This window comes from Vibrio sp. 10N.222.54.A3 (assembly GCF_041474095.1).
GTDB classification, from domain to species: domain Bacteria; phylum Pseudomonadota; class Gammaproteobacteria; order Enterobacterales; family Vibrionaceae; genus Vibrio; species Vibrio crassostreae_C.
In genome coordinates, this window is sequence record NZ_JBFRTN010000090.1 from 22,862 (window position 1) to 42,856 (window position 19,995).

Annotated in this window: 8 protein-coding genes; 4 read left to right on the forward strand and 4 right to left on the reverse strand. The window is 44.7% G+C overall.

Features of this window, described 5'->3' with window-relative positions:
- The first annotated feature begins 454 nt into the window (after window positions 1–454).
- Together AB4507_RS18655 and AB4507_RS18660 are read left to right on the forward strand one after the other, a co-directional pair.
- Window positions 455–646 (forward strand): hypothetical protein, encoded by a 192-nt coding sequence (locus AB4507_RS18655; protein ID WP_017065380.1) that lies wholly within the window; start codon window positions 455–457, stop codon window positions 644–646.
- A 206-nt stretch (window positions 647–852) separates the two neighbouring features.
- The gene (locus AB4507_RS18660; protein WP_017067227.1) at window positions 853–1,272 is read left to right on the forward strand and encodes a BLUF domain-containing protein; all 420 of its coding nucleotides are present in this window, start codon (window positions 853–855) and stop codon (window positions 1,270–1,272) included.
- A 106-nt stretch (window positions 1,273–1,378) separates the two neighbouring features.
- Here the strand turns inward: AB4507_RS18660 and AB4507_RS18665 are convergent, their stop codons facing one another.
- From AB4507_RS18665 to AB4507_RS18675, 3 genes are all read right to left on the reverse strand, one after another.
- Window positions 1,379–2,329, reverse strand: coding sequence for an OmpA family protein (locus AB4507_RS18665; protein WP_017067279.1), 951 nt, complete (start codon window positions 2,327–2,329; stop codon window positions 1,379–1,381).
- Window positions 2,330–2,391: 62 nt separating this feature from the next.
- Complete coding sequence (locus AB4507_RS18670; protein WP_372183074.1) at window positions 2,392–5,907, reverse strand: hypothetical protein; 3,516 nt, start codon at window positions 5,905–5,907, stop codon at window positions 2,392–2,394.
- A 27-nt stretch (window positions 5,908–5,934) separates the two neighbouring features.
- A complete protein-coding gene (locus tag AB4507_RS18675) occupies window positions 5,935–16,329 on the reverse strand; it encodes a hypothetical protein (RefSeq protein WP_372183076.1) in 10,395 nt (3,464 codons plus the stop codon).
- 306 nt (window positions 16,330–16,635) lie between these two features.
- Here AB4507_RS18675 and AB4507_RS18680 point away from each other — a divergent pair, with 306 nt between their 5' ends.
- Window positions 16,636–18,495, forward strand: a complete 1,860-nt coding sequence (locus tag AB4507_RS18680) for a helix-turn-helix domain-containing protein (protein WP_372183075.1) — start codon at window positions 16,636–16,638, stop codon at window positions 18,493–18,495.
- Window positions 18,496–18,523: 28 nt separating this feature from the next.
- On the opposite strand, the gene AB4507_RS18685 is transcribed toward AB4507_RS18680, so the two are convergent.
- Entirely contained in the window at window positions 18,524–19,390 is an 867-nt protein-coding gene (locus tag AB4507_RS18685; RefSeq protein WP_108117014.1) for a LysR family transcriptional regulator, read from the reverse strand.
- Between the two features lie 141 nt (window positions 19,391–19,531).
- On the opposite strand from AB4507_RS18685, the gene AB4507_RS18690 reads away from it, so the two are divergent.
- Window positions 19,532–19,906, forward strand: coding sequence for a nuclear transport factor 2 family protein (locus AB4507_RS18690; RefSeq protein ID WP_017071927.1), 375 nt, complete (start codon window positions 19,532–19,534; stop codon window positions 19,904–19,906).
- The last annotated feature ends 89 nt before the right edge of the window (window positions 19,907–19,995 follow it).

Consider the following 19,995-nt stretch of genomic DNA (forward strand, 5'->3'; position numbering starts at 1 on the left):
ATAAATCAAACCAATATTAAAATCAAGCCTATGCAATTAATAACAATTATAACAACACCACTTAGCATATAAAATTCAAATAAAAAGAAGGCGTATTGAGGAGTCTACTCATCGTAAATCGATGTACTTTAGTTAAGTGAGATATAGGCCGATAATATTTCCAATAACCGACCAAACATACCAAACGGCGGGCATAATTCCTCCTGCTTTGTAACCACTTATTTCAACGCGATTTTTGCGACAAACTTCGTGTTCAAGGAATGCTGATCAGTGGTCACATAACGCTCCACTTGTCATAGGTCGCATAACTCCCTTGCCCACTATCCATCCGGCTTTTAAATACCTGAATCACTCAATTGAACATATCAATATAGCTTATCGATTAAGCAATTGTTCTCATAATGTAGAGTCTGTACGCTTACACTATGCACACGGTTACCTAATGAAGATCACGATGAACGAACTACTGACATGCGGTATGGAACAGAAACAACGAACAACGGTGACGAGTTTATTCGCAAGAAATGGATTTAAGATCGCAACGACTGACTTTGATGATGTGACTTTCGAACGTGAAAATGTGTTGGTCAACGTTCGATTTGATTCCTCTTCTAACGTTGAATCGATTTCAACTCTAAACAACTAACGAGCTCACAAGCAGGTCGCTAAAATAATTGAATGGCCAACATTCGAGTCATTTTAGCGTATCTTGCAACCTGCCCTTTTCTACTTCATCCCCACCCTCTTCTCTTCCAAAAGCCACCGAGTGACAATTAAATCAATAACTCGCAATTCCATGATCTTGGCTTATATTTATTAATATCCTTTGAAAAAAAATTCGAAATGATGCCTATGTTCCTAACTCGGTTAATTTATGTCAGTACGCTCTGTGAAAGTTGCGATTCTCAGGCTTTGAACGACATTCTTCAGATTTCACACGACCGCAATAAGCAAAGCCATTTAACAGGCCTTCTAAGCCACAATGATAAGTATTTCCTGCAATGTATTGAAGGTTCGAGAACCGCAGTGAACCATACTTACAATCATATCTTGAATGACACGCGACACAAAAACGTCATGATTTTATATTTCAAAGAGATCGATTGTAGGCAGTTTGGTGATTGGTCTATGGGTGATATTCCACAATCTAGCCTAACTGAACTGGTTAATTTACAGTTTTCAACATCAGACCAGTTCAACCCGTATGAGATGTCAGGAGAAAGTGCCTACCGAATGCTTCTGGAATTGAAACAGAATTTGCCATCAGAATAGATCTTCGACCCGACTTAATCCGTAGAGCGAGCAACAAAAAGCCCCAACGTATGGGGCTTTTTGCGTTTTATTGTAAAGGCAACTATTCGTTATTCTTCGGTGAACTCTAATCGCTCTCGCTGCTCACCGCTTCTTGTTCACTGCCAGCAAGAGCTTGCTGTTCGGCGGTAATATCAGATTCTTTGAACACAATGAACGCGCGGCGGTTTAATGCATCGGCTTTTTCAGAGCGTTCATTAATCGCAGGCTGCAACTTACCAAATGACTTCACTTCCCAGATAAACTGCTTAGGGTCGAGTTTGGTTTTGAGGTATTCAACCACCGTTTCTGCGCGGCGCTCTGCCAGCTTTTCATTGTAAGAAAGTGAACCCGATTGGTCGGTGTGCCCTGCCACCATTATGCTACCTTGCAGGCCGCTCAACTTCGTTGTGAAGTCATCTAACTGAGTTAGATCTTCTTGCTTGAGTACTGACTTATCGAAATCGAAGTGTGGCGTCATTGCCATATAAACTTTACGTTCTGGTTTTGGTGGCTCACAGAAAGGCATCTCTTCGTACTTCTGAGCTTCTTCAAACACAATAAATGCACGGCGGTTCTCCGCTCGGTCTTTATCTGTCTTACCAAACAGAAGAGGTTGAGTCTCACCAAGATGTTTCACTTCCCAGTCATATTGCGTTGGGTCTAGTTGCCCTTTCAAATAATCTGCGACCGATTTAGCACGGCGCTGTGAAAGACGTTCGTTGTATTCCAGAGAACCTTTGTAATCAGTATGGCCGACAATCGTGATACGCCCTTCGAGGCCTCTGATCTCTTTAACAAAGGTATCCAAGTTGATCTTATCGAGGTCGCGTAATTGGTATTTATCAAACGCAAAATGCTCTGCGATGGCGATGTGCACCTCACGCTCTGGCGCCAAACACTCGCTGATTAAAAACTTAGACACATCGATGCCTGCGAACTTGTCTCGGTTCTCCTGGCTCACATAGGTGTCGGTTGCACAGCCGGACAGCAGCAAAGTACTCATCACTGCGCTTATTAGGAAAATAATTGTTTTCATCTTACTCTTTACTGTCACTTTGAATTCTCAACTCTTAACTTTCAACCCACTTTGGGGCATGCTTAGATCTTACCGACTAAGTTAATAAACACGCCGGATGCGTCGTAGTCGTCATCATTGGTTAAGTCACTATCAAACGCAGAGAAGTTATAACCAATCCCCATTTTGAAGTTCTCGCCGATGTGCTTGTTCACCGAAACTAACGCACCGTGTTCTAGCTCATCGTTGAGTGTGTCTGTTTTCCAGTGGTATTCACCCGTCACATCCCACTCTTTCATCACACGGTAAGAAGCGCTTAATCCGTATAGGTCGATATCGCTTTTAACCAGCTCATTCGAACCAGATGCTCGTTCAAAAGCTTGCTGTTTGTCTTTATGGGCGTACTTAGTACCGATATCCCAGTGTTGGTCAATCGAATAGATCGCCTCAACTTCAATGATCTGACTGGTTTCGTCTTGATAATCCACATCGCGATCCAGTTGATCGAAATCTGCAATATACGTGTAGCGGCTCAGTAAATTGAGTCGATCGTTGTAGATCGGACGATACGCGAGGCCGCCAGTGGCTTCAGTAAATTGCGCCATAGTTTCGCCCGTAGTCTCGCTTTCGGTAATGGAGTAGTTGTACTTGCCGAACAATGTGTACTCTTCCGTTAAGTGATGCGTATAACGGTTGGTCGTCACGATTTGTTGAAGTTCTCGCTGAGCGATGTCAGGGTCGTCTTCACTCTTATCCACTCGGTATTCAAATTTGTGGCTAAGGGTTATGTCATCTAGGTCAATTGAGGCATTGAAGCTGATAGATTCACGCTCTGTGGTAATGTTCTGGTCATCTTCAATTTCACCAAGCTGATAACCAATCCCCATCTCGACATCTTCCGTCACATCGTAGCCAAAGCCGTATGAGTCGATACGGCCATGACCATCATTTTCATCAACAAACTGGTTCTCTTGGTAAAAATCGACACTGCTGGTGAGATCTGCACGCTGACCAACAATCACGTTGTTTTGGCCTTCGTAGTTATCATCTACATAAGTTACGTAGGTTGAGTGGTCATCGGATACATCGTAAGTCACAGTCGCTTCTGCTACTTGGCCTCGGTCGCCATCGGTGTATTCGCCACCAAGAGACAAGTCTTCCAACACTTGGAATTCAGCACCAATCGACGCGCTGTCGTTTTCATCATAGTCATCCGACTGGTCGACGGTCTTTTGCCCTTTGACGTAAACGCTGTTCTCGCTGTCCCACATGTATTCCAAACGCACACCTGCTAAGGTCGCATCGCTGTGCTCGTCGTTTTGGTTAAGCTCTTCAGTTTGTTGCCCTGCCGCCGAAACCTTAATGTGCTCGGTGATTTTAACTTGAGTCTCAATCTCAATCATTTCAGTATCTGTTTCTAGATTACCATCGACATCGCGCTCTTCATTGGTCGAGAAACGAGATAGCACCGCCAAGCGATCAGTTGCTTGTAAACGAAGTTCAGCACCGTATGCCTCTTGCTCTAAATCATCGCTGCTGCTCGCGTAGCTGTATCCCGCGTCTTTGTCTCGATACCAAAGTTTCAGGTCATTACCAACGGCACCAAAGATGGTTGGGGCAAGGTCATAAAGGCTGGTGACAGCGGTGATTTGGACACTATCACCCTCGCGGTCTTCCAACGTGTCGCCAATGGGCGTAAAGGTTAAACCACCATCAGTAGAGACGAAATTCGACTCGGTTTGCCTACCTTCACTATGTGCAAACTCAGCCGTAATGTAGGTCCCCTCAGTGGCACGTAGCGTTAAGTCCGTTCCATAAGACTCGTAATCTTGATTGTCCTTTTCTTGAGTCGCATACGTCACGCCAACACCAACGTAATCGTTGATCCAACCTTTAGCACGACCACCGTAAGACATCGCATCTAATGAATCTGAACCTTGTGGGACGTACTCATAGTCGACAACCAGAAAGTTTTCGTAATCATCGCCGTTTTCAATCACGCTGCCAAAGCTGTCGGATAGAATGTTATCGAGTGGCTTGGTCAAAATAATGCGACCTTGGTACGGGTCAAAGTCATAGTCGACGCCCGGCTCAAGTGGGATTTCATTCTGCACTAGGCCAGATTCATCTTTTACTTTGACGTAAACTTTGTCACTTCCCGGTACCGCTTCACCATGACGAAGGAAGTACAGAGAACCGCCTGTGCCCAAGAACTCATCGTGTGCATACAACGAGTCTGCTTCTGCGGTAAAACCAACCACGTTCAAACGATCTTCACCATATTGTGTAGTATCGCGAGTGCGATAATCGGCTTTGAAACCATAGAGGCTACGGTTGTAATCGTTGTTCTCGGTGCCTGTTAAACCCGTGTTGTAGTTACCCCACAAGTATTGAGACTTATCGTATTCAACATTGAGGTAAACCTTGCCTTTGGTGTTGACCACTTTTTCGATGTTTGAGCTGTCACCATAGTTACCGTAATAAAGCTCATCGTCGTCTTCGAGGATATCGAACACATCCGAATCGTCGGAGGCGAACGGATGTTTGAACATGTCTTTGATTTCACTTTCTCGCGTATCAAAGTGAGTCGTTACACGAAGTTTGTCGCCAAATTTACCCTGACCAAAGTACGCTAAGCGACCTTGGTTGTAGATGTCATCTTGGTACTGGTCATCGACACTTAATGCATCGCTATTACCAGACACATTATTCTTACCAACATAAAGATCAGCCAAGCCAGTTTGTGCGTAGTACGTATCTGGAATACGAACGTACAGCTTGTAACGACGTTCATCACCGTTATCAAACACAACCTTGGTAGGGAAAATGTAGGAGTCTGTTGGTAAGTACTGCTCTGCATATAAGTTGCCATCTTCGACATCAAATTCATCTTCACCGATGATGACTTTATCTACGCCTTTCAAGCCAGTGCCGATGAACTTCGCTAAACCCGCATTGGTCGGGATGTTGTGACGCATCAGCTTTGCCTGTCCGTAACTTTTACCTTTGCTCTCTTCATCGTCGTTATCGTTTCGGTCGATATCGACTTCAGAGTCCGGCTTAACTAAGTCAGTCACACCAACGGTGGTCACATCCATGTTGCCATCTTTGTCCCACGCTTTTAGGCGGAACATCAGCTGCTCACCGACCTCAAACTGATAATCAACATCAGTTTGACCATCCCAATTGATGTCAGAGTCGTTCGCCAGTTTATCGCCACCAAGTACAGCGATGGGTTCAGACAAACCAAAGTCACCCACACGGTACACTTCCAATTGGTACTTTTTGATGTAGTAACCGTAGTTGGTGGTAATGGTGAAACCGACGCTGTCACGCAGTGTGCCTTGTTCGACTTCTAATTCATCGCTGACACTGACATCTAATACTGGGTCAAAGCGAGTGATGTCACGGCTTGCCCAAATAGCGCCTTGCTCTAAGTAAATACGCGAGCTGTCTTGGTCTTGGTTCGGCTTGGTGATTTCAATGCCAGTCGTCTCAGAACCGAGTTTTTCAAGCTTACCTGTGTCTTTCGCTACCGCCATCACAGGAATGGCCGTTAACACACACGTCGCTAAACGAGACTTACTAAATACTTTCATACAATTTCCAGTTACGGTTCCAATGGCTTACTTCTGTTCACTTTGTTGGTCTTTACGATGAACGCTAAAGTTGAACTTGGTGAGCTTGTTCGGGGTAATTCGCAACACTTTCGGGTTTTCGCTTACTACTTCCATGGAGGTGGAGAGCGAATCAGTGTCCAACTTCACTAGGAAGTTCTTACCTTTCTTATTGAGTACCCATTGGTCGGGCACGTGGTAACGACCGTACTGGTCTGTGTAAATAACGATTCCCTCAACCGTCATCAACTTAACGCCCGGAATACCATCTTCGTAGATACCTTTGTTCTCGATAACGATTTCCCACAGGTAATCCTCGCCATCGCGATATAGGTTTCTGGTTACATTGAGGTTTTCCGCACTCAGTCCCTTTTTCTTGTCCGATTCATGCTTAAACTGAATCTGACCTTGTGCGTCGAACTCGATGCGAGAGCCCGCATCGGTCGTGACGTAGAAATCAAAGCTCTGCTGTGTGCGAGTTTTAAATTGAATAACCACTTTGCTGGTTTCTGGCAGCGTTCGGTTCACTGAATGTCCCCAAAGATCACCAAGATCCAAGCCTTGCTCAAGTGCAGTGGTTATCGCACCATCTTGAATAGCAACGTCTTGACCATCACGAATGATGTGCGTCGAATCAGCGATGTAGCCTTGCGTTGCTAAGTTCGCAGTTAGCTCAACATCAAACGCGGTTGCATCGGCTTGGAATCCATCTTTGTTGTGATCTTCAAAAACTTTACCGATGATCGATGAGGTATCGAACACCTTGTCCGGCTCTACGGTTACTTTGGCGGTGTCTTCATTAGAAACAGCCGTGCCATCAACCTTTGCTACTGCGGTGTTGATGTAATCACCAAACGTTGCTCCTACCGAGACACGCAATAAGTAACGAATACGCAGCTTCTCGCCCGGATCAAAGTTCAACGATGTGAACATTAACTTGCCCGTGTCTGATGGCTCTTGAGAGATAACCTGATCGTCTTCTGTACCAAACTCACCATCAATGCCGCTTAGCACAACTTCTGATGTATCCACGATGTATTTCAGACCACCTGGGTAACGGTCTTCCACAGTCACGTTCTTAAAGTAAGATTCATTGTTGTTCTCAACGATGATCTCATACTCAACCGCATCACCCACTTGCGCGGTATCTTGCAGCGCAGACTTGGTTAGCTCCAACTCCCCAGAGTTATCTGGAATCTTCTTGATGTGAGTAGTTACGCTGTCGCTGGTTTCAGTACCGTCAGATTCAGTCGCCGTGAAGGTATTGGTAATGTCGTCATCCAAGCCCTTACCTAGCGTACCCACGACCTCAAACGCGTAAGCATTTCGTTTGTTGGATTTCAGGTTAACGGTAGTGTCTAAGTCTTTATTCGACGGGAAAGAATGACGCTGAATAACCACGCCCGAGTCGTCGACTTCCACACCTTCAATTGTCCAATCGGTAAAGACTTTATTAGCAGTGCTGTTTTGTAGCTCACTGATCTCATCGGTTAGACGAACATTGGCCGCGTTACCTTGACCATTGTTAGTCACGGCTAAGTAATAAGTGACACTGTCGTCATCTTCGGTGTATTCAGGTTTATCTGAACGTTTTTCAACAACCAGATCAGCACCCACTGGCGGTAAATCCAAAGCCGATACTTGGTCTGCCACTGCCTGCATCGAGGTTTCAGACGCCAACATGCCCTTAGAACGAGCGCGCATCGCTGGGCTGCCAGTTAAGTCGAGGTAGTAACCAAGCACATCGATGTTAGTCAGCATGTCTTCATTGACCGTCAATGTGAACGTGTAATCAATCTTGCCGCCCGGCGCGATGTCGACCAAGGTGAACAGGTCTTTGTCGTCATCAAAGGTGCCAGGTTGAGTTTCAGCCCCTTCTGATATTGCCGTTAGTGTCCATTCATCAAACGCATTACTAAAATCACCATCAATATGATCACCCATGGATTCAGAGAACTGGGTGTAAAGCGCCACATCTTTGGCTATACCTCGGCCTATGTTTTGCACCACTAAGTGATACTCAACCTGCTCTCCCGGCACGTAATACGGGGCATCGGTAAACAGCTCAGCTTGAACCACAGCCGCGACTGTTTGAACTGGAGGACTGATAACATTGCCACCGTCTACTTGCGCAGTATTAATGATGTGTCCGGTCGCGGTATCGACTACTGTGCCTTTTGAGCGGAACACAACTGTGCCGTGCGGCGCGATATCTACGTTGTACTCCGTCGGACTAACTTGCTCGGTAGTGGTGCCTATTGTGGTTGAATCGACCACTAAAGAGGTGGAACCAGCCACAAAAGCAGGCCCCGTCGAGCCGTTGTAGTAGGCGACCTCAATCGAATCCATATCATCAACAACACTTAAGTCACTGATGTAGTTGTTCGAGGTGTTTTCAATGGTGATCAGGAACTCAAGCTCACCACCCGGCTCATATTCGGTTTGCACGTTGGTTTTCGTCGCAACAAACTCCGCCTCTTTCGGTGTGATAATCACTACAGAGTCTTGTGGGGCACCGTTGTAAGTAATGGTGGCCGTATTGCTGATATCACCAATCGCTGTCGTGCGAATTAACGCCTTAACATGGAAAGTCACAGTGCTCTGTGGCGCAACATCCATACTCACATCGATGTCTTCACTCAAGTCGAACGTCTTGGGAGTGACAACAGAGCGATCGTCGGAAGCTTCAAAGCTCACTTCCCAGAGCAGGAATGCCGACTCTTGTTTATCAGCCGTCGTGTCGACTTGAATGTCACTGATGATGTCTTGAAGTTGAACACCAGATGCAAACGCATCAGAGCTGTTGGTTACGGTGATGTCGTAGTTAATCAGCTTGGTTACTTCATACGATGGCGTATCAACTGTCTTCTTTACCGAAACCGTCGCCAACACTGGTGTACTGGTAGCACTGTCATCAAATGTTGTGCCGTCAAAGGTCGCTGATGCGATGTTAGTAATATCGCCTGTCGCCAACGGATTAGTCGTCACTTGAATCGTGAAAACAATGCTGTCTTGAGGCGCAATATCGAGCGTCTCATTAAGGTCTTCACCACGGGTTGCATCCGGTGCTGGGGTTTCACCCGTTGTCGATACCGCAGATATTTGGATTGAAGCAGGGTCAAAAGCTTGCTCAGTCGCACCACCTGCAATCGTGGTTTCAACCGACTTCAGAGCATCTTCAATAGCAACATATTCAGCCCAACCTAAGCCGTTATTCTTAACGGTCACGGTGTACTGAAGTGCCTCTCCCGGAAGGTACTCTGCTTTATCGACGTCTTTAGTGATCTCAACTTGCGCATCTTCTGGAATGTAGGTCGCGTCGGCAGAGTGCTCACCGTCGTCGCTATCAACTTTAACGACGTTAGTGATCTCGCCTTTGGCTTTATCATTAACAGTGTTGGTCACGACAAATGAATAACTGTCACCCGGGTGAATGCTGTAAGTCGCACTATAACCCTGTGCGTTATTAACCACATCTTTGCGAGCGTTCAGTGCTGGATCGCCACTGCCATCAAGCTGTTCGTCACTAATGACCCAATTACCTGTCAACGCTTGTTCTTGATCTGGGCTGTTAGCCACCTCTGTCATGATGGTGTCGATACGATCGGTTAGAACTTGATCGACAAGGTAACCTTCACCCGTGTTAGCCACAGTGATCTTGTATGAGATTGGTTGACCCGGTTGGTATTTGGCATCAGGTTCTGCAATTGGCGTCGTTTCTTTGGTTAGAACCAATTGACCCGACTTCGGAGTGATAAAGCCTTCTCGTAAGCGAGCGATCTTCGAATCGTCCAAACCATGTCGTAGATAAGCCGTATTGGTAAAGCGCCCAATCGCGTCATCTCGTACCTTGCCTTGAACATGAATACGGACAACGGTGTACTTATCGCCGCCACCCGTACCTGCATCGTCACGTCCTGCCATCTTGATCGATTCGGCAGGTAAATCGATGTCTGGACTGTTTTGACCAACTAGCTTATCAAGCTCCGAGAAGTCATTAGCGTTGAGATCTGACGGCGCCGAGTTATAAAGCACATCGTAATCAACCGTCCATTCTGTCAATGCCGTTTTCATTGAGCCATCGACGGTTTCGACTTCAAAGCCGCTGATGATGTCACGAATCGAAAACAGGCCAGAATCCACATCGTCGTTGGTGATGTCGATGTAGTAATTCACTGTTCCACCCGGCACGTACTCAGGCGTATCCGTCCATTTATCAATTAGGATATTCGAGCGACCCGGATCAAGTACGATGTCGTTGGTGTTATCACCGTTCACTTGCGCCGTGTTGGTAATAGTGCCTGTCGCTGAAGTCGACACGATGCCTTTCACGTCAAACACAATACGCTCACCAGGACGAAGATCGACAGTTGCATTCAATGGGACGCTACCGTTGTAGTTACCTTGCACGTCATAAGTGCCAACAGGTTCAACCGCAATAGCCGTTGTCCAGCTAGAGAACGCATCATCGCCATCTTCGGTTTTAATGGTGTGAATCGCATCAATAACGCTCACGTCATTTGCGATGCTATCGCCTGTGTTATCTAACGTAACTTGGTACTCAACATCACCACGTGGTGCGTAAGTACAACCGCTGCCATCGTTTGAAGGAACAGAACACCCTGCCGATTCACCATCGGTATACACCAAGGTTTTGAAGTAATCGAGCTCAGCATCTTTAGGTGGTATCACTTGCGATGTTGCAGAGTCACTTCCTGCGGTCACTTGGTTCGCATCAATCGTGCCCAAAGCGTCGTCACGAACGACACCGGTTAAGTTAAAGGTCAGCGCTTCTCCCGCGGCAATATCGGTATCAATATCAAGGTTGCCGCTGGTGTTGTAGCTTGGTACATAAGTATCAGCGTTGGCATCAATACCATTGCTGACTTCATGGGTGATATCGCCAGAAACAAAAGCGGATTCCGTTTTACCGCCAATCACTTCGACTTGAATGTCTGTGATTGTGTCTTTGATCTGAATATCATTCGCCCAACCGTTTTCAGTGTTAGTGACCACAAATTCATACTCAACTTCGTCACCCGGCAGATAGGTATCCCCATCATTGAACGGGTTGCCGTTAATCGACACCACGCGTTTTTCAACACTGATATTATTTCCTAGTGGCATTAGAGTCGCAGTACGAACCTTACCGTCATAATTCGCTTTGTTTTGAATATCGCCCAACGCATCCTCACGAATCTCAGCATGGATGGTGAACGTTAGGCTTTCTTGAGGCGCGATAACAATGTCGTTATCAATATTGACGTTATTACCAGAAACGAAGTCAACCGCGTCTGTAATCGAACCTAACGCTGCCGTTTTTTCTAGCTGCACTTCCCAACCAGATAAAAATGGCTGGCCGACAGGGTCAGTGCCAGACGTCGAGGCATCTTCTGCAATGCGAGTCTGAATTGCAGAAATAGTATCTTCAAGGCGAGAACCATACTCAATACCATTACCCGTGTTCTTAATTTGAACTCGGTAGTAAACCTCACTTTCACCAGCGACTTGAGAATACTCAGTCTTTGCCGAGGAGAGGCCTGCGTCATAAAATGCTTTCTTAGAGAACGAAATTTCAGGCTCAGCCATCTTTGCAGGTGGAGATACGGCAATTAGTTCATTTCCGTCATCTTCATCGATGTACGCTCGGTTAGTGAAAGAACCTACTGCTTTCGGACTGATTTTGGCCTTGATGACGTAACGCACAAACGATGACAATACTACACCGCCAAAGTTGTCTGCCGATATATCAAAGTGCGTATCAATCGGTTGATTGTCTTTAATCGAGTTATCTACATCAGGATCTGAAATCCCCGATCCATCAGCGAAAGTTTCAATCGTCCAACTATCAAACGCCGAACCGCGAGTTCCATCGTAGTATTGAGTCGTTATCTGGTCGATATCATCACGTAAACTGATGTCATCAACGTGCGCCGATGCGATGTTCTCGATTAGGATTTCATACTCGATGTAGCCGCCAGGCATGTAATTGGTAGCACCAACCAACTCATTACCATCCGTGTCGTAATACGCCAGAATGTTCTTTTCAAAATCAACTTTTCGAGCTTCTTGACGAATATCATGAGATATCGTGTCGCCATCGACGGTTAGAACGTTAACAACATCGCCATTGGCTTTGTCATTGATGGTCGCGACAACTTGGTACTCAAGCTTAGCGCCCATCGGAATATCGGCTTCAACATTTAGGTTACTGTTGGTTGATGTGTAAACATTGCCAGCACCTGCGCCCGCATCCACATACTCAGAATCAGTTCCAGTTGCGCTCGATGTGATGGTCCAATCTGAATACGCTGGTCCTGTATTACCATCCACTAAGCTGACCGTAATATCTTCGAGGTTATCGACGATTGGAATATCGTGAGCGTTACCTTTGCCGTCATTCTCAATCACTAAGTGATAGGTCACGGTTTGAGCGGGCTCGTACACCGCTTCATCAGTCGTTTTATCAAAATCTAAATGGTAGTCATCGGGAATCACGACGGTATCTCGATAATGAATATTACCGACCGCATCCGGTCTTACGGTACCTGTTACTGTGTAAGTCACGTCTTCGCCAGCATCGATATCAATCGAGGTTACGATGTCAGTGTCGTTCGCAACATCACCGTCTTTGGTACCATCTGTTGTACCCGCGTTCGCAGGATCGCTCTTAGCAACCGCCACCGTAAACTTGTTTGAACCTACCGAATCATCGAAAAATGGATTACCTGAATTGCCATCTTGTAGCTCCACTGATATGTCATTAATCAGTTCGTTAACGTCTACGTTGTTTCGATAACCATGTCCATCTTGAGAGTTGTACCTAATGGTATAAGTCAACTCATCTCCCGGAGAGTAGCGGTTAATGTTAGTAGTGCGAACAACGCCGCCGTTATTATGTACCTGATGGTTTTCAGCCACGGCACGTTTGGCATACTCACAATCGTCAGTACAACCGGCATTATCATCATGAATCAGCACGGCTTCGTTGCGGATTATGCCGCCGTCTCTGTCCGCTACACCGTTAGATACCGCATTGTCTTTGACATGCGCCTTAATACGCACCGTGACAAAGTCTTTGGCCGGAATTGAAACTGGGAACTCCACATCTTCAGTCGTTTGAGGGCCGAAACCAGAGCCAGTATCAACAGACCAATAGTCAAACGGGTTTTGATTAAGAACATCTTCTACTTCACCATCTTTATCATTCGCTAGCGTAGTAGTGATCTCACTCAGGCGATCCATGAAGATAAGATCGGTCTCATCAGTGTCACTGTTATTGCCAATAACGATGGTGTAGGTGAGATCTTCACCCGGCGTGTAGCGGACAACATCGGTCGTTTTGGCTAATGAAACATTGATGTCATAGGTACTGTGTGAGTTATCTATTTGTGCAGAAGAGCTGTGGTCACGGTCCGTGATAGGGTCGTAAACATCAACACGGTTGGATACTTGTTCTTCTTCATAGTCAGACTTAACAATGCCGCTCACCTCATAGTGAACCCACCCTCCGGGAGTGATATCAACGTCGGTATCGATGTCAGTGTCGTTAGCAATGTCACCGTAACGAGAACCCGGTTTATCGGTGTTGGTCGAACCTACAATTGTCCAGCTATTAAAGAAGTTAAGCGCTGAAATACTATCTTGTACCGTTGCGTCATTTGCATAGCCAACACCGCGGTTATAGATATAAATATCGAACGTAGCGCGCTCACCTACAACAAAGTCGGTATTTTGAGCGGTCTTAGCGACTACAAGATTCGGCTCGCTAGGATAGGTACGTACCGTATCCGATAGATTAGTATCTGGTCCCGTCACTGTTGCGGTATTGGTGAATGCTCCCCAAAGAATCTCACTGTCGACACTGCGATCTAGTGTCCCAACAATGGTATAAGTAATCGTCGCACCTGGCGGGATCTGAGCGGTGGCATCCAGATCATTGTTATCCGAGAACGACCCAGGGTCAGTCACGGCTTTCACCCACGGAGAGTCGGCTTCTCTTTCTGCACTGATCGTCCACGAAGAGAACACGGGCTTGGTTTCACCCGACTCGTGAAGTAACTCAGCTTCTATGGTGCTGATTTCATCTTTGACATTGATGTTAGAAGCGAAACCGTTCCCTGCTGGGTTGGTAATGCTGATCGTATAAGTGACAGTATTGGTGGTGTCGGTATACGCGTTTTGTTCGTTATGACCATCAACACGCTTATCCAATACTAAATAGTAATCTCGTGGGTATGAGCCTCTATCGGAATAAAGTACGCTGTCAACCGTCACTTCATTACGGATTTCATCATCGGCAATGGGGTTTACGATCGCCGCAATGCTATAAACGATCTTATCGTGTGGGGCCAACTTAGCCTTCTCGTCCAAGATAAGTTTATTGCTTTGATTACCTTCAATTTGACCAGTAAAGCCGGGATCACTGTTTGTCGAAATTGAGCCGTCAGAGGCATAAGATTTCGCAGTAATAATCCAGCTCAAATACGCTTTAGTCGGTGTATCATTAATAGACTGAGTCATGACAGAGACTAAATCATCATAAACCGGTATATCAATCGCATAGCCGTCACCGTTATTCTCTACCGTGATGTCGTAGTTCAGGGTACCGCCAGCTGAGTAGTAACGAGAATCCACTTCCTTTTGGACCTTTAATTTCGAGTTTGGCATTTGGACGCCAGAACCCGACTCGCCTAAGTTATCCCCTAAGCACAAGCCGGCATCGGTACCATCATCAACAATCTGCCCCACACTGGTGTCTGCCACTTTTGCGGTCAGCTTATAATGAACGAAGCCCTCAGGTGCGAGGTCGACTTTCAAATTGATGTCGTTTGTTGTCCAAGTATTGTAATTAAATGAGCCATAGTTCGATCCGTCACCACTTCTATCGGCGACTTCAAGCTTCCACTCGGAAAATGCTGAAGCGTTAGAGCCATCCGCTTGCTCTGTCACGATACAAGCAAATTTATCGACAACTTCAATATCGTTGGCAAAAAACTCTGTGTCCTTGTTAGAAATAACAATGTCATAGACCACTTCGTTATCACCGGCTATCCCCGGAACATAAGTAGTATCTGTGGTGTTCTTATTACGTGTAATTTGACTTGATGACGTCGTCAGAACGCCTTTCGAATCAAGAATATTAGCCAAAGCATCGCCAGAATCTGCGAGGCCATCAGCATCAACCACTCGGGCTGCAACTTGGGGAATTTGACCAATAGACACAGGGCTAACGTCCACTACAACGGAATAAACAATCTGCTCACCAGGATAGATAGACACTTTGTCTTCTAGTGACTTGTTGGACTCCTTTCCAGATACATTGAGTTCAGAAAGGCTATGAGAACCAATCGAGGTCACTTCATTGGTCCAAAAATCGTAGGGGTTACCCACCGTGTCAGTTGCATTCTTTTCGTTGCTGACATCGTTGCCTAGATCGGTTTCAAGATCCGCAAGAAACTGCTGAACAGAATAATGGTACGCGATACCAGCACTTGCTTGGTTGGCAACCGTGACCGTATAGGAAAACTCATCATCGACTAGGTAGTTATCCGATTGGTTCAAGGTATGTGTCAGGGTGATACTAGGCTCAGTGGGTGGAGTGATAACCTCATCAACTGTAACCAAGTCATCGCGTGTTTCAGCAGTTATGTCGTCATTAACAATGTCGCCGACTAAATTGTCGGCAACAGTTGCTTGAATTTCGTAAGTCACAGACCCGCCAATATCAATCGACGCACCACTTACTGATAAGTCTCCTGATTCGGCGAAGGTGCCTGGTTCGCTCTTGCTACCTTCAACCTTGCTGACTGAGTTAACGTTGTCAGTAAAGGCTTGTTGCAAAGCCCCTTCAATATTGAGTGCCTTTATGTCTGAAAGGACATCTTGAACGTCGAGCGTCTGAATAAAGGTATCGCCAGTATTCGAAACCTTAATCTTATAGGTGAGTTTGTTATTGAGTTGATAGTTCGTCTTATCGACCGAAACAACAACATCATGTTGGTACACACCACGCTGAATGGATTCCGTATTTGATTCAACAGCATCCAACAGTCCAGTGCTCGCACTTGCGACGTTATCAATCGTACCGGCTGCGTCACCAGAAACGGTGGCGACCATGGTGTAGGTCACCGACCCACCAGCCGCAATACGCACACCTGATGCATCTAAGTTTCCGAAGCGACTGTAATCACCTGGAGATGAAAGGAAGGAGGATTGCGCTTGAGTCGAGACTTGCGAGAACGCGCTGACATTATTTCCTTGATCATCTGTCGTTAAGATATTTAACAGCTCATCTTTAACGTCCAACTCAGCGATAACTTTATCCGACTCATTCGTTAAAACAAGCGTATAAGCCACCTCTTGGTCATAGTCGTAAGATGCACTGTCAACAGACAGATCCATAACAAGACCCGTTGTGTCCGCATAGGAGGTAAATGGAAACAACAAAATGGATAAGAAAAAGGCAAGATTGTATCTGAACATTAACGCGCACTTCACAGTAGATTGACAAGTGTCTAGGCAAAAAGCCATAGATTTGACGTCACCAATTTGGCACTCAGCCTGTTAGGGACATGCGCAACATACAGTTCAAATAATCCGAACAATTAACATCCGTAAAAAACAAATTACTGAAGATGTTAAATAGAGAGTCTGATGTCTAAATTAGAATCAAGACATTGAGTTAATTATCAGAAGGTTAATGTTTTAATGAGTGAGTTTTCACAGTTGTTACGTAACTTCAGAAAGGAACTTCAATTTACACAAACAGAGTTTGCAACCTACTTAAATCAGCTGGACGATGAGTTTAATGCGGTTGACGTCGTAACGATAAATCGTTGGGAAAACAGTAAGGTAAAACCTAGTACATACAAAGCACTCAAGATCTTACAGTACCTTGGCGGAGATTTGTTTGAGACAATAAAGAGCTTTAAGTCCGAACAAAAAGACACACTAATCGAACTGTTTTTAAACGAATCCTATGGCTCATTTCAAAGTAGAATTTCAGCTCTATCAGGCCTGAATCAACAGCAAGGCGAACGCAACTTTAAGTCACTGCCTTTAATGTCAGAGCCATGTGACACTGGCGTTATCGACAGAATCAAACTACTTTCTAAATTCACAAAAGTCGATATATCGCCACTGGACCAAATTGATTTATATCTCTATTACTGTGAGAAAAAAGCACATGGTCACAAGCTCATCAATACAGATGGCGACATTGTGAGTCACAACATAGGCTTTTTCTTTGAAGACCATCAATTTGAGACATTAAAAACTCAAGAGCTAGATCTAAGAATGGCCTGCTCTTTAAATTCAAGCAAAAGCATAAATTATTTTAATATAAGCTCACACTCAGAGACAAAACATCATGTTATTGAGCATATAGTTTCAGATATACAGTTACTTTCTCAGAACAAAAACATTAAAAAATATTCTGTTTTAGTAAAAGACCCCAATATGATGAGACTCTTGAAGAGTGTGGGATTTGAAGTATTTAAATTTTCAGAACCTTCTGCTAAAAAATGTAATATTACATTCAAAAATAAATATTATAGCTACTGTATATTAACGATTGATAAAATAGACTATCTGACTAATCGGAACGTAATGTCACTAATCAAAGATGAATATTCTACCATGATGAAATTTCCGCAATTACTGCGCGAAGCGCGCAAGAAATTGAAGTTAACGCAAAAGGATTTTGCGGCATACATTAATCACTTAGATGATGAATTCAGCTCTGTAGATGTCGTAACGATAAATCGATGGGAAAATAGCAAAGTAAAGCCAAGTAATTACAAAGCCCTAAAGCTATTGGACTGCCTTGGTCTGGACTTGTATACAACGTTGAAATCCTTTGATTCAGAAGATAACGAAGACAGTGCACTACTTGAAGACTTCCTTCGTGAGAGGTTCTTTTCGTTTCAAAGCCGAATATCGTCTATCACTAAAGGGGAAATAGAAGAAGGCTGCGACTGTCAGATCATGCCATTGATGACAGATCAGAATGACAAAGCAATAATAGATAGAATAAAGCTGATTTCACAATATACAAAGGTAGACCCTTCAGCCCTTGATGCTATCGACCTGTTTCTCTATTGCAGTGAAAAAAAGGCGCATGGCAGAAAAATGGTCAATGTTAATGGCGATATTGTTAGTCATAGCCTAGGTTTTTTCTTCAACGAAGAGGTATTCGAGCAATACCAAAATAAGCATCTACATATTAAGCAAGCCTGCTCTTTAGATTCTAATCATAACTTAAATTACATTGTGGTTAGCGGTCACTCTGAGAAGCGTGAACAATCTATTGCGAACCTGATTTCCGATATGAAGCTTCTTGCAAGAAATACTAAGATTAAAAAGTATTCCATGATCATAAAGAACCCAAGTGCATTGGAACTTATGAAGAACATCGGATTTGAAATATGGAAGTTTTCAGAACCAACAGAACAAAAGTCGAACATCACCTTCAAAAACAAAAACTACCGCTATTGCGTACTGACTATCGACAAAATCGAATTACTGAGTAATAAACATGTTATTTCTTTTATTAGTAAATATGGTTAAGCACCGGATTTTACCAACGATAGAAAGCTTATACTAAATTCTGCTTAAGCTTTTCTTCCAACGCATGGATACACAGCTTGATGGCGATAGGCGTATTTGAAGCGAATGGATTTAGCGCATAAACCGTGTTGGTCGGCAATTGAAAGCTAGGCATCATGTCGACCACCTCACCGGATAGCTGATGAAGGTAAAAGTCTGGAATAGCGCCGATACCGACGCCAGATTTAATCAAAGCGAGACAACTGTGAAAGGAGTTCGTAATGCAGCTGGCTGGCTGTTGGTAAATAAAGTCTTGTTCATTTTGCGAACTAAAGTGATGAGTCACCTGTTTTCCCTGCCAAGAGTTTGCGATGTAAGGAATAGATTCAAGCTCACGAGAGAGCATGCTTTCAACACCACACAACACGTCTTTAAACTCACCTAAGCGCTTTTGCTTTAGGTTGCTATCACGTGAACTGCCCACTCGTACTGCGAGATCAATATCGTGTTCCATGAAGTCTAGATGCTGATCGTCGCTTATCAGTTCTGGCTTTAATTTCGGATATTGCTTCATCAGTTCCGCAATAACAGGCGCAACCAACAAGTCCATCAACGCATTCGGTGCCGTGATACGAATCCGACCTTGGGGCTCTTCTAGCTCAGCTTTCGCCATATCCCAAGCCGATTCAGCGATCACGTTGATGTCTTTGCAACTCAAATAAAAACGCTCACCCATGCTTGTCAAAGTTTGTCTTCGTGTTGTGCGTTTAAGGAGAGAGGCGCCTAACTCTTGTTCTAGAATTTTGAGATGTTGACTGACGACAGATTTAGACAACTCTAACTTTTCAGCCGCAGCCGAGACTGAACCCTGATCTACGATATGAGCGAAAATCGACATCTGCTTTAGCTTACTCATCTTATTGTTCTCTTTTTACAAACAGTATTTTCTATTATCTCTGTTTTTCAAATCAATTTCCAAGACTAAACTCAATTCAACTTATCGAAATACCAAATAAAAAAGACAGTGCTCGAAACAAGACTGTTATGGAGAAAGACAATGTTAGACAACCAAATTTTAGAAGCATGTAAGCAAGGCATTAACGCGTGGCAAAAGGCTTTCAACAACCAAGATGCGAAAGGTTGTGCCGATCAATATACTAAAAGCTGTGTAATGGAAGCGCGTCCATTTGGTACTTTTGAAGGTCATGAAGCGATTCAAGCATTTTGGCAAAACATCATCGACCAAGGTTTCAAAGACGTTGATTACACCGATGTAAAATGGGAAGAGCACCCAGAAGGCGGTTACATTCTTACCGCTAGCTGGACAATGAACAAAGCGTTTGGTGTTGTACATCGTGAGCACTGGGCACTAGAAGCGGATGGTTGCGCTCGCTTAGTCAGCGACGACTTCGAAGTTCAAGGCGAACGCTAGAGCTGCAATTAAAAGCTAGAAACTCACAGCTCAAAAATAGAAACAGAAAACAAAAAGCCAGCAACCCAAATTGAACTGACCCCCAATAG

What these genes read in the sequence shown, in the direction of transcription:
- AB4507_RS18655 (WP_017065380.1), top strand. Translation starts at nt 455, where the DNA reads ATGAACGAACTACTGACATGCGGTATGGAACAGAAACAACGAACAACG.
- AB4507_RS18660 (WP_017067227.1), top strand. Translation starts at nt 853, where the DNA reads ATGTTCCTAACTCGGTTAATTTATGTCAGTACGCTCTGTGAAAGTTGC.
- AB4507_RS18665 (WP_017067279.1), bottom strand. Translation starts at nt 2,329, where the DNA reads ATGAAAACAATTATTTTCCTAATAAGCGCAGTGATGAGTACTTTGCTG.
- AB4507_RS18670 (WP_372183074.1), bottom strand. Translation starts at nt 5,907, where the DNA reads ATGAAAGTATTTAGTAAGTCTCGTTTAGCGACGTGTGTGTTAACGGCC.
- AB4507_RS18675 (WP_372183076.1), bottom strand. Translation starts at nt 16,329, where the DNA reads ATGGATCTGTCTGTTGACAGTGCATCTTACGACTATGACCAAGAGGTG.
- AB4507_RS18680 (WP_372183075.1), top strand. Translation starts at nt 16,636, where the DNA reads ATGAGTGAGTTTTCACAGTTGTTACGTAACTTCAGAAAGGAACTTCAA.
- AB4507_RS18685 (WP_108117014.1), bottom strand. Translation starts at nt 19,390, where the DNA reads ATGAGTAAGCTAAAGCAGATGTCGATTTTCGCTCATATCGTAGATCAG.
- AB4507_RS18690 (WP_017071927.1), top strand. Translation starts at nt 19,532, where the DNA reads ATGTTAGACAACCAAATTTTAGAAGCATGTAAGCAAGGCATTAACGCG.